Here is a 12,001-nt window from a genome sequence, read left to right on the forward strand (position 1 = left end):
ATCTTTCTGTTAGTATTTCTGCTATAATATATTACGCTTTATAATATATTATACTTAAGGAGAACAACTCATGAAGCTAAAAAAGAGCCATTTAATGGTAATGGCACTTGTTACATCTTTATTATTAACAGCTTGTAATAATAAAGCGAATAAAAGTGACACAGAGGCAAAAAAACAAGTATTACATGTAACGGTATCGGAAGAAATCCCTTCTCTTGATACTGCGAAAACGATGGATGGTACATCAGCACATGTTATGCAAAACATATTTGAAGGTTTGTATGTATTAGATGATCAAGATCAGCCTATTCCAGCAGTAGCAAAATCGTTTAAAAGAAGTGAAGATGGTAAAAAATATACATTTGATTTGCGTAAAGATGCAAAATGGTCAAATGGAGACAGTGTGACAGCAAATGATTTTATGTTTGCGTGGAAACGTGCAATTAAACCTGAAACAGCGTCTCAATATGCGTACATGCTCTTTCATGTGAAAAATGCGAAAGAGATAAATAAGGGAACAATGCCTCTTGATGAACTTGGGGTTAAAGTTATAAATGATTATAAGTTAGAAGTGGAACTCGAACAGCCAATTCCGTATTTTTTACAGTTGTTAGCACTGCCGATTTACTTGCCACAGCATGAGTCATTTTTGAAAGAACAAGGAAAGAATTATGCATTGGAACCTAGTAATCTCATATATAACGGCCCATTTGTATTAGAGAAATGGAAGCATGAACAAGAGTTTCAATTAAAGAAGAATGCTACATATTGGGATGAAAAGAAAGTGAAATTAGACGAGATAAACTTTCAAATTGTAAAGGATACAATGACCGCTGTTAATTTATACGAAGCTGGTAATTTGGATCGAGTGCCTATTAATTCTCAATTTGTAGACAAGTATAAAGGAAGTAAGGAATTACATATGTCGAGCGAACCTGCAATTGCTATGCTACGTTTTAATGAAAAAAATAGTGCGTTAGCAAATAAGAAAGTGCGTCAAGCTATTTCATTCGCGTTAAATAAAGAGGATTTCGTTGCTCATTTTATTAATAACGGAGCAAAACCTGCAAGTGTACTTGTACCAGTTGGTCATGTAAATGAAGAGACTGGTAAAGATTTTAGAAAAGAAAATGGAGATCTTTCTCCATATGATTTGCAAAATGCGAAAAAGATTTGGGAAGAAGCGAAAAAAGAGCTTGGAGTAGAACAAGTAAATCTCGAGTTTTTAACATTTGAACAAGATAATGCAAAACGTATGGCAGAATATATAAAAGGTGACTTAGAAAAGCATTTGCAGGGACTCGCAATCCAAATTAAACAACAGCCATTTAAGCAAAAATTACAGTTAGAACAAACAGGAGATTACGATATATCAATGGCAAATTGGGGACCGGATTATAAAGACCCAATTAGTTATTTAGAACTCTTTACGACGGATAATCAGAATAACAAAATGAACTATTCTAATCGACACTACGATGAATTAATAAAGAAAGCGAAAAGCGATCTAGTACTAGATCAGAAGAAAAGATGGGAAGTTCTGCAAGAGGCTGAGCGTATTCTGCTAGAGGATGCTGCAGTTGCACCGCTTTATCAAATGGGATCAGCTTACGTACAAAAGGATTATGTAAAAGGAATTGAGAAGCATCAATTTGGTGGTGTTTATACTTATAAGACTGCTTATATTGCTAATGAATAAATAAAAAAACCTTACTTTTAAAAAGTAAGGTTTTTTTAAGAGTACATGGAATAAGGGAATACAGTACAAAGAAGCATACAAACAATCTCTTGTTGTAATTATGTTTGTTTTTAATTATATAAAAAATAATAGATTATATATTTTGTCATTGATATACTTAAAAGGTAATTAAGGTATTAAGATGAATTGATAGAGATATTTGTGTAGAATTATTTGAGTATTGTAAAAAAAGAGGGTCTTAAGTGTGTGATTTGAGCGGGGCTTTTTCTAAATGAATGAATTGGTATGTATAATACTTGGGCGATATTAATTTGGGAATCTCGGGGGATTCTTTGAAGCTAGAAAAAGTAGAGTCAAATTCCATGTACTATTAGGTTCTGGTGTAGGTTTATGGGGATTTGGTTTAAGGAATAAAGGGGATAATTAGTATGAATAAGAAAGTAAAAAGATTTAAATATTTTATGGTTGTATTAGCCTGTATTGCAATTTTTGGCACAATCTTACCTAATGCATTAGATCCAAATGAAACATTAGCAGGTAAAATTTCAATTGTAGTTTTTGGTACAATGGGAGCTTGTTTACTATTCTCTATTATGTATTTTATTGTAAAAAAAGCTATTTTAAGAGGTGGGAAATAAGATGGGACAAAATTTAGAGTTAGAATTTTAATTCATGTACATAAAAAAGGAGAATTTTTATGAAATTACTACGTTTATTTATGGTTCTCACTCTTGTTGTATTGTTAAGTGCATGCAATACAGCAACACAAGTCACAAAGGTTCAAAAAAATGGCGAAACGACTTTAAAAATTGGTTCGTTGCAAGGGTATTACGATGTGCAAACGGTTAAAGCTGAAAAAGGAAAAGTGGAAATTCCTTATGAAGCAGCCGTTGAGGAAGGTACAATTTTATTGCAAGTTACAAAAGATGATAAGGTTATTTATGAAGAAGAAGTTACTTCTCAAAAAGAAGGTCTGCTTTCTTTTGAAGCGCCAAAATCCGGATCATATGATTTAATTGTACGAGTGAAGGGTGAAAAAGAGAAAGCAAAAGAAATTCAAATACATACTAAGCTATGAAAAAACGGCAAGTGGAGTGCACCCGCTTGCCGTTTCCATTTTCGGTTGATTCTATCGCAACATATGTTTATCAATGTAAGAAGTGATCCGCTGAGTCCTACTGTTTATTCCGCCGAAATTCCTGATGAAGTTACAATAAGAGATGAATAAAAGAATGTGTTACAAACCTGATAACTCTTTTTTACAAGAGCAAAAGACTGGGTTTGAAGCGTTTGTATTTGAAAGAGTTCTAGATGGTAAAGGGGGACATAGGGTGATGATCTTTTTAAAGAAGGTGTCTCAGACTTTACTACAGATATTGATTATATATGGGGGTAAATAAGTTGAAAAACATTGAGATTCTAAATAAATACATTGAAGGGTTTTCCGATACTCTCCCTACGTGGTTAAAGTATTTAATTGAGGCAGAGGAGATACATCAAAACTATGAGAATGTACAAGTACTTGAAACATTAAAAACAGATGCGGTGTTGTACTATGTACACCGTACGCTGCAAGTGTTAGATGGATTGCCTATAGATGAAGAAGCGTATCGTATTATTGAAAAGGTACTAACGTATAGTGAGCTTGCAAAGGTAGGCTCTTTAAAACAGCGGGAGCAATGGAAGAAAAACGGGATTAATCTATTCGTACATAACGAGGGTTCTGCTGATATCTTTAGTGATATTCAGTTTATTGAACGTGTGGAGACAAACTTAAACTCTACTGAGTATTTGTTTATTCGAGATTTAATTAGAACACATGGATTAATCGGGCAGTATATCCGCGGGGAGGCTCGTTTGGACTCTCATGTTGATTTAATTAACAAATATAAAGAAGAATACGGAGACGTTAGGTTAAAGGAGATTCTATACTATCTTAACCAATGTATTATTGAGGGTGTATCAAAATCTTTGTGGAGCGAAGTAAAGAACGATGTGAAGATTACAATTGATGGGCTATTTGATGGTTATGTGGAGCCATTTACTTCTCGTATACATAGACTCACTTCAAAACATAAGGAGTCAGTATTTGAAAAAGATATAATTATGGGAAGCGAGAAGAGAGACGTTCAAATATTTTTATCTAATAAGGATTTGTGGTATGTAGAACCGTCTATGCATGCTCTTAGTTTTGAGGATATTTGGACAGTTTTTATTATGTTAAAGAACGAGATAGGATCTAGAAAAGTTCAGCATATACATTTCGAGAAATTGATGCAGCAGTTGCACTATGATTTCAAAGGCGAGAAAAAGGACAACGTGTATCGTAAGCGGGTTATTGAGAAATATCTACGGGAGTACCGTGAGAACGAGAAGCCGAATACAACGCATGTTTCTTTTAAGGCTAAAGTCGATGAAGATATGAAGACTGCGTATGTGTCGTTTCAGTTTTCCGCTGTAGGTGAGGCGTTAATTACCTTCTGTGTAGAGGCAGAAAAGATAGATATGATGCATGCTCGGGCAAATGTGCTGCTGTTTGATTTCTTCGGGTTACGTAAGGATGCATATGATAGATTCCATAACGAAGAAGTGTATCTGGAGCATATGAATAGTTCGGCTGATGATAAACGAATTATTCTTGATTATATAAGGGGAGATACGATTGTAGATGTCGGAGCCGGTGGTGGTGTCATGTTAGACATGATCGAAGAGGAGACCGAGGACAAACGAATCTATGGTATCGATATTTCTGAAAATGTGATTGATACGTTGAAAAAGAAGAAGCAGAACGAGGGGCGTTCTTGGGATGTCATTAAAGGGGATGCAATCAACTTAAGCAGCTCGTTTGAAAAAGAATCGGTTGATACGATTGTATATTCTTCTATTCTTCATGAGCTGTTCTCTTATATCGAGTATGAAGGTAAGAAATTCAATCATGAAGTAATTAAAAAGGGGCTAAAGAGTGCTTACGAAGTGTTAAAGCCAGGAGGTCGTATTATCATTCGTGATGGCATCATGACCGAAGATAAAACGTTAATGCGTGTGATTCGTTTTAAAGATGCAGGCGGAATGAAGTTCTTAGAGCAGTATGTCCGTGAATTTAAGGGACGTATAATCCAGTATGAGGTACTTGCAGACGATACAGTCAAAATGCCTGTTAACGATGCAATGGAGTTCTTATATACGTATACATGGGGCGAGGATTCCTTCGTTCATGAGGTGCAAGAGCAGTTTGGAATATTTACGCCAAACGAATATAAGGATTTCGTAAAGGGTATCTTTGGAGATAAAATAAACATCGTTCAAGCTATGAACTATTTACAGGATGGATATACACAACATCTTAGCGAGAAAATCGAGTTTAAAGATGAGTCTGGGAGTGCTGTTGCGCTACCGGATAGTACGTTTTTTATAGTTTTAGAAAAGAGGTAATGATGTTGAAAAACTTTAAGAATCTTTAGCTAAAGGGCGTGTTCTCTTAATTTTATACTGAGAAACAAGTCAGTTATTAAAAAATCAGGTAATTCAATATCAGGGTGTATTGATAAATGGAAATATAGGGCGAAATGATGAGTTTGGGCGTGCTCCAAAAGGGGTGAATGATGGAAACGGTTTTATATTTATTTCTCATATTGGAGATGTATATCCAAGTGGGTTATTGCCGATTAAAACCGGGAATATTAGAACAAAATCGCTAGCTGAAATCTATCGAAACTCCCCTGTTTTTCAAAACCTTCGTAATCCTGACAATTATAAAGGAAAATGTGGTGTTTGTGAGTTTCGATATGTTTGTGGGGGATCTCGTTCTAGAACATATGCAATAACGGGAGATTATATGGAAAGCGAACCTTTCTGTGTATACATGCCAAAAGCATTGCGAAAACAGAAAAAGAACGTAAAAAAGGGATATGAGTAAGAATATGCTCATGCCCCTTTTTAAAATTATATAATTTATTGTACTTCGCATCAGTCGTATGATGATCTAAGAAATGAATAACACTCGGTTTCCCATCTTTCGTTAAAGATCCACTATCCTGATTTATTATGCTGAAACGAGTTTTTACGCATAATTTCTATTAAACCGATTTTAATAAAGAATAAAAATTCGTGTCATAGGGGATATCATCTTGATACATATAATTTTTTAGAACGCCTTCTTTTTCAAATCCTAATTTTAATAGCACTTTATTTGAAGCTTCATTTTCAAGAAATACAATTGCCCCAATACGCTTTAAGTGAATGGTATGGAAACCGTATGATATAACCTCAGAAACAGCTTCAGTCGCATATCCTTTTCCCCAGTATTCAGGGAAAAAGGCATAACTTAAATTGGCCCGTTTATGCTCAGAAGACCAATCGTGAAAACCGATGGTACCAATGAGTTCTTTCTTGTTTTTTAATTCAATTCCCCACTTTATACCGCTTCTTGCATTGTAACTCAGTTTAAAGTTATGAATGACTTGTTTCACTTGATCAACATCTTGTAATGGTTTTTGGCCATAATAGCGCAGTACGTCAGTATTAGAGAAGCATTGTAGTATACTCGGTGCATCTTCTTCGGTAAGTTCTCTTAAAATGAGTCGGTCGGTTTTCAATATAGGAAACATGCTTTCACTCCATTTCTTTTGAAACTAGAATGTATTGTTATTATATAATCTAGTCTGAAAATAAAGATTATTCAAGAGGGAAGTATGGTTTTAATTTGTGATAAAATTGATTGTGGAATATATTTCAAAAAGAGGTTTGTATATGGAGAAAAACTCAATTTTAATTGTAGATGATGATCAAGATATTGTTCGATTTGTTAACGCGAATTTAATGCAAGAAGGTTTTAAAGTTTTAAGTGCTCATAACGGAGAAGAGGCTTTAGAAATCATAAATAATAACAGTATTCAACTTGCTATTTTGGATATTATGATGCCAAAAATGGATGGGATAGAATTGTGCAGAAGGATTAGAGAGAAACATAGTTTACCAATTATGTTCTTAAGCGCAAAATCATCGGATGTAGATAAAGTAATTGGATTTAGTACTGGCGCAGATGATTATATTGTGAAACCGTTTAGTACAATTGAATTTATAGCGAGAGTGAAGGCTCAATTAAGAAGGTATACATATTTCAATCAAAATACTGTCCAAGTAATAGAAAAGAAAATAAACATTAGGGGTTTAGAAATAGATGAAGTGTCTAGAACAGTAATGTTATATGGAGAAACAATCAATCTTACGAAAACTGAATATGATATTTTGTACTTAATGGCAGCTGCAAAGAATCGTGTGTTCACTATTGAAGAAATATATGAAAGCGTTTGGAAAGAAAGAGCCTATGAAAGTAATAATACAGTAATGGTTCATATCGCAAGATTAAGAAATAAAATTGAAGAGAATCCAAAAGAACCGAAGTTTATACAGAATGTTTGGGGAGTCGGATATAAAATTGAAGATTAAATCATTACAAGGTATTAGAGCTAAGTTTTTTATCACATTCATATGTAGCATCTTATTAGCAACTGTAAGTATAATAGCGTTTCAAATTGTAATTGGAAATATATATAGTCATGTTACTGCGTTAGAAGAAAAATATTCACTTTTATATGTAATAGCTTTTTTAATTATTACTACAATATACTTTGCATTCATGACAAGAACAATGATGAAAAGGTTATCTGAAATAAATAAGAACGTGAAAGAAATAAGTAATGGTAATTTGGAGATACATATACCTATTTCAAAAAATGACGAGATTGGTGAATTAGCAGCGAATGTTAATAGAATGGCTAAAAGTTTAAAAGAGTCTATCGAAAATGAAAAAAAATCACAGGAAATGAAAACTGAAATGATTAGTAATATTTCTCATGACTTACGAACACCTGTAACATCTCTAATCGGTTACGCGGACCTGTTAGGAAGTCAGCTTCATACAAATAGAGAAGAATGTGAACAGTATGTAAGTATATTAAAGCGAAAAAGTTATGAATTAAAAAATCAAGTAGATGATTTATTAGATTATTGTCAAATAAATTATAGGGAGATTGAATTACATAAAAGTGTAGTAAATATGAAAGCGTTCAGTGAACAAATCATGATTGATTTTGTGCCACAACTAGATGATGCCGATATGAGCTTTCGTATTAAAGGTGATAACGAGTTACATGTGGAAATGGATGTGGCGCTTATGGTGAGGCTGTTCGAAAATGTAATTAGTAATAGTATTATGTACGGGAAAGACGGAAAGGAGCTTTTAATTCAAGTTTCTAAAAGCGACATGAATGTTGAAATAGAAATTAAAAATTTTGGACAATGCATTCCGAATGAGAATCTTCCTTACGTTTTTGAGAAGTTTTATCGTGGTGAAAAATCACGTAGCTCTCATACGGGTGGCAAAGGAATGGGACTTGCAATTGCGAGAAGTATAGCAGAGCTTCATAAAGGGGATATCACTGTGCGCAGTAACGAGAAAGAAACTGTTTTCACTATCGTTTTACCGCATTATAAAGAATTGTAAGAAAGTCGTAAGTATTTCTTTTATATGTCGTAATTTTCACTTCGTATCATGTAGAACAAAGATATGAGAGTGAGGATACATTATGTGGAAGAAGTATGTATTAGTAATTTTAGTTGCGTTTTTAATTATAAGTTGGAGTGTAGTTTATTTAGCTAAAGGTGTTATATCAGTCATTTTTTGGTGGAGTATACAAGCCTTTAGCATAGTATCACTCTTTATTTTGATAGGGGTAACGTTACTATTTGTGTGGAAAGGCATTTTCAGACAGCGAATAGATAGAGAGCTACTCTTCATCGTTCTTTTCTCTATAATTGGAGCTTGGCCCTTAGGGTGGTTTGCTAACATAGGGGGACTTGCTTACCCAGCAGATGTACATTCTATGAGTCCTAAGGTAGTCGTTCGTTTTCCTTTGAATGAACGAGCATTAATAGGTTGGGGCGGTGATCGGTTAGAAACAAACTATCACGTTATAAAACCAAATGAAAGGTGGGCATATGATATTCTCATTCCGCCTGCTGAAGTGAAAAGTCGTAAGTTAGGAGATTATGGAATATATGGAGCGAAAGTAATGGCACCAGCTTCTGGAACAGTTGTATCCATCAATAATGATGAAAAAGATGTAGTTCCGGGAGAGGATAATTTTGAGTCAATGGCGGGGAATCATATTTATTTGCAACTAGATGAATCAGGGACATTTTTGATTCTTGCCCATTTAAAAAAAGGATCAATTAAAGTGAGGGAAGGCCAACATGTAAATGAAGGAGATGTACTTGCTCAAGTTGGTAACTCAGGAAGTTCAAGTGAGCCGCATTTACATATTCATCATCAAAGGCAGGATCCATCCAAGGTGAGCATATTTCTTTCGGAAGGATTACCACTTTACTTTCGAACTGAAAAAGGTACGATAATGCCAGAAAGAGGTACATACATAAGTGGTAATGAAAAAAGGTATTCCAGTTTTATTGGAATACCTTTTCTCATTACCCTACAAATGTTTGATAAAGTAAGAAAATATTTAAAATGATAACAAGTGCAGCGATGATCCAAGCGATAAAGGTTGTTATGCGGTGATTAACGAGCGCACCCATAATTTTTTTATTGCTTGTAAACATAATAAGTGGCACTAATGCAAAAGCAATACCGAATGATAAGACGACTTGGCTCATGACTAGTGCGTAAGTTGGATTTACACCTAAAGCGATAATAACTAATGGTGGAATCATTGTAATGAAACGTCGTAAATATAACGGAATATGCATTCGAATGAAACCTTGCATAATAATATCACCTGACATTGTACCGACAGACGAGCTAGATAGTCCTGCTGATAAGAGCCCAATTCCAAATAAAGCAGCTGATACAGGACCGACTAAAGTACTGAACTGGTTAAAAGCAACATCAAGGTCTTCAACATGTAAACCATTTTTAAAGAATAGTGCGGCGGCAGCAATTAACATACTCGCATTGATTGCTCCAGCGATAACCATTGCGATAATGATATCAATAAACTCGAAACGGAAAATTTTTTTCTTTTGTTCATCAGTTGTTCCGATCACGCGGCGTTGTGTCAATGCAGAATGTAAATAGATTGCATGTGGCATAACTGTCGCACCTAATATCCCTGCTGCAAGTAATATACTGTCTACACCTTGGAATTTTGGAATAAATAGTCCTGAAAGAAGGGGACTTAATTCTGGTTTTGCATAAAAAACTTGAATCCCAAATGCTATTACTACGATAAAAATCATCCCTGTAATAATAGCTTCTAGTGGGCGAAATCCTCTGCGTTGAAACTCAAGAATAATAAATGATCCGACTGCTGTAATTAAAGCAGCTGGTAACATCGGAATTCCAAATAATAAATACAATCCGAGTGCTGCCCCGATAAATTCCGCTAAATCTGTAGCCATAATAACGAGTTCACCTTGAATCCATAAGCCAATAGACACAGGTTTTGGAAAGTGTTCGCGAGCGATTTCAGGTAAATTATTTCCCGTAGCAATTCCTAATTTAGCTGATAAAGTTTGAATTAATACTGCCATTAAGTTAGAGGCGAATATAACCCATAATAGTAAATATCCATATTGTGAACCAGCTGCGATATTTGTAGCAAAGTTACCAGGGTCAATATAAGCTACGGATGCGATAAAAGCGGGTCCTAAAAACGGTAACAGTCTTTTCCAGCCTTTCGTTTCTCCACTTAAAGCTAAGTGTGCTGATTGAACAGTTGTACTTTGAGAAGGGACTTGTTCATCTTTTGATATATCTTTATTCATAGTAGTTTTCCCCTTTGAAATGTTAACTTGATGAAATTATTGTAAGTATTCTTATTGTTTATTTCAATACATTTAAATGTATGAGATGATATTTTTATTTGAACACAAATGTTTCCTTAGTGCAAATTATATGCCTTGCCGCAATAGATGGTGTCGTGTTATAAAAAAATGGGAGTTTATGGTGTGATCACATGGGGAAACATAATGAATTAAAGGACTAATTTTGAAATTTATGTGAACATAGAGCCTATATTACAGCATATTAATTGATGGAAATGAAATTGTATGATATATAATATATTGGGATTACAACATAACCATAGTGTTTTGTGATGTAATCTTGTTTTTATTTTCGTTAACTTATAGAAAAAATTGTAAATAGAAGAAAATAGGCTAAGTACAATTTAGTATGTATTTTCTTATTATATATGTTTTGATATGAACGTTAACTTATACATGATTTTAAAATTTAGATAGGTGGTAGAAATAAATTGGCAACTACAAAACCATATAGAGTATTACTATATTACATGTACACAACAATTGAAAATCCAGAAGAATTTGCTGAACAGCATTTAGAATTTTGTAAATCACTTGAGTTAAAAGGAAGAATTCTTGTAGCGACAGAAGGAATTAATGGAACTTGTTCTGGAACTGTTGAGCAAACAGAGAAATACATGGAAGCAATGAACAATGATCCACGTTTTGCTGGAATCGTTTTTAAAATTGATGAGGCAGATGAACATGCATTTAAGAAAATGCACGTACGCCCTCGTCCAGAGTTAGTTACACTTCGTCTAGAAGACGACATTAATCCGAAAGAAATAACTGGTAAATATTTAGAGCCAACAGAATTCTATGAGGCAATGAAACAAGAAGATACAGTTATCATTGATGCACGAAATGATTATGAGTTTGATCTAGGTCACTTTAAAGGTGCGATTAAACCGGATATTGAATCATTCCGTGAGTTGCCAGATTGGATTAGAGAAAACAAAGAAACACTTGAAGGTAAAAAGATTTTAACATACTGTACAGGCGGAATTCGTTGTGAGAAGTTTTCTGGTTGGTTAGTTCGTGAAGGTTACGAAGATGTAGGTCAGCTTCACGGCGGTATTGTAACGTACGGAAAAGACCCAGAAGTACAAGGTGAGCTTTGGGATGGACAATGTTACGTGTTCGATGAGCGTATCTCTGTACCAGTAAACCAAAAAGAGCATGTTATCGTTGGTAAAGACCACTTTACAGGTGAACCTTGTGAGCGCTATGTAAACTGTGCAAATCCAGAATGTAATAAGAAAATTTTATGTTCTGAAGAAAACGAAGCGAAACATTTACGTGCATGTTCTCATGAATGTCGTGTACACCCACGTAATCGTTATATCGTTCAACACGAATTAACTGAAGAGCAAGTAGCTGCTGCATTAGAGAAAATCGAAGCAGGGAAGTAAGCTAAATTATTGTAATAAAAAAGTACTCCAAATTTTATTTTGGAGTACTTTTTTACTATGTGTTTTTGTC

General features: G+C 34.4%; 10 protein-coding genes and 1 pseudogene. 9 read left to right on the forward strand and 2 right to left on the reverse strand.

The window, feature by feature from the left end:
- The first annotated feature begins 70 nt into the window (after positions 1 to 70).
- The 5 genes and pseudogenes from JDS99_RS16610 to JDS99_RS16630 form a co-directional block, all read left to right on the forward strand.
- A complete protein-coding gene (locus JDS99_RS16610) occupies positions 71 to 1,699 on the forward strand; it encodes a peptide ABC transporter substrate-binding protein (protein ID WP_088063001.1) in 1,629 nt (542 codons plus the stop codon).
- A gap of 428 nt (positions 1,700 to 2,127) precedes the next feature.
- Positions 2,128 to 2,337 (forward strand): hypothetical protein, encoded by a 210-nt coding sequence (locus tag JDS99_RS16615; RefSeq protein WP_087983012.1) that lies wholly within the window; start codon positions 2,128 to 2,130, stop codon positions 2,335 to 2,337.
- A gap of 59 nt (positions 2,338 to 2,396) precedes the next feature.
- A complete protein-coding gene (locus JDS99_RS16620; RefSeq protein WP_088063002.1) occupies positions 2,397 to 2,777 on the forward strand; it encodes a BA_1872 family lipoprotein in 381 nt (126 codons plus the stop codon).
- 308 nt (positions 2,778 to 3,085) lie between these two features.
- Entirely contained in the window at positions 3,086 to 5,131 is a 2,046-nt protein-coding gene (locus JDS99_RS16625; protein ID WP_098856657.1) for a class I SAM-dependent methyltransferase, read from the forward strand.
- A gap of 79 nt (positions 5,132 to 5,210) precedes the next feature.
- Positions 5,211 to 5,615: pseudogene (locus JDS99_RS16630) on the forward strand (SPASM domain-containing protein); the annotation flags it as partial.
- A gap of 160 nt (positions 5,616 to 5,775) precedes the next feature.
- On the opposite strand, the gene JDS99_RS16635 reads toward JDS99_RS16630, so the two are convergent.
- A complete protein-coding gene (locus JDS99_RS16635) occupies positions 5,776 to 6,306 on the reverse strand; it encodes a GNAT family N-acetyltransferase (RefSeq protein WP_087983009.1) in 531 nt (176 codons plus the stop codon).
- A 142-nt stretch (positions 6,307 to 6,448) separates the two neighbouring features.
- Here JDS99_RS16635 and JDS99_RS16640 point away from each other — a divergent pair, with 142 nt between their 5' ends.
- The 3 genes from JDS99_RS16640 to JDS99_RS16650 all read left to right on the forward strand — a co-directional run bounded on the left by JDS99_RS16640 (position 6,449) and on the right by JDS99_RS16650 (position 9,228).
- Positions 6,449 to 7,147, forward strand: a complete 699-nt coding sequence (locus tag JDS99_RS16640) for a response regulator transcription factor (RefSeq protein ID WP_088063004.1) — start codon at positions 6,449 to 6,451, stop codon at positions 7,145 to 7,147.
- Positions 7,137 to 8,204 (forward strand): sensor histidine kinase, encoded by a 1,068-nt coding sequence (locus tag JDS99_RS16645; RefSeq protein WP_141542721.1) that lies wholly within the window; start codon positions 7,137 to 7,139, stop codon positions 8,202 to 8,204. Before JDS99_RS16640 ends, JDS99_RS16645 begins: the two co-directional genes overlap by 11 nt.
- Positions 8,205 to 8,286: 82 nt before the next feature.
- Positions 8,287 to 9,228, forward strand: a complete 942-nt coding sequence (locus JDS99_RS16650) for a M23 family metallopeptidase (protein WP_199695390.1) — start codon at positions 8,287 to 8,289, stop codon at positions 9,226 to 9,228.
- Here JDS99_RS16650 and JDS99_RS16655 read toward each other — a convergent pair.
- Entirely contained in the window at positions 9,185 to 10,480 is a 1,296-nt protein-coding gene (locus tag JDS99_RS16655; protein WP_199695391.1) for an Nramp family divalent metal transporter, read from the reverse strand. The two genes, JDS99_RS16650 and JDS99_RS16655, sit on opposite strands and share 44 nt — an antisense overlap.
- A 491-nt stretch (positions 10,481 to 10,971) precedes the next feature.
- Between JDS99_RS16655 and trhO the strand changes: the two genes are divergently transcribed.
- Entirely contained in the window at positions 10,972 to 11,931 is a 960-nt protein-coding gene (gene trhO, locus JDS99_RS16660; protein WP_000246241.1) for an oxygen-dependent tRNA uridine(34) hydroxylase TrhO, read from the forward strand.
- Positions 11,932 to 12,001: the final 70 nt, after the last annotated feature.

The organism is Bacillus cereus group sp. N6 (assembly GCF_016483705.1).
GTDB lineage: Bacteria > Bacillota > Bacilli > Bacillales > Bacillaceae_G > Bacillus_A > Bacillus_A wiedmannii.

Bases quoted from the DNA above. Each gene is read 5' to 3' on its own strand.
- JDS99_RS16610 (WP_088063001.1), top strand. From the start codon at position 71: ATGAAGCTAAAAAAGAGCCATTTAATGGTAATGGCACTTGTTACATCT.
- JDS99_RS16615 (WP_087983012.1), top strand. From the start codon at position 2,128: ATGAATAAGAAAGTAAAAAGATTTAAATATTTTATGGTTGTATTAGCC.
- JDS99_RS16620 (WP_088063002.1), top strand. From the start codon at position 2,397: ATGAAATTACTACGTTTATTTATGGTTCTCACTCTTGTTGTATTGTTA.
- JDS99_RS16625 (WP_098856657.1), top strand. From the start codon at position 3,086: ATGGGGGTAAATAAGTTGAAAAACATTGAGATTCTAAATAAATACATT.
- JDS99_RS16635 (WP_087983009.1), bottom strand. From the start codon at position 6,306: ATGTTTCCTATATTGAAAACCGACCGACTCATTTTAAGAGAACTTACC.
- JDS99_RS16640 (WP_088063004.1), top strand. From the start codon at position 6,449: ATGGAGAAAAACTCAATTTTAATTGTAGATGATGATCAAGATATTGTT.
- JDS99_RS16650 (WP_199695390.1), top strand. From the start codon at position 8,287: ATGTGGAAGAAGTATGTATTAGTAATTTTAGTTGCGTTTTTAATTATA.
- JDS99_RS16655 (WP_199695391.1), bottom strand. From the start codon at position 10,480: ATGAATAAAGATATATCAAAAGATGAACAAGTCCCTTCTCAAAGTACA.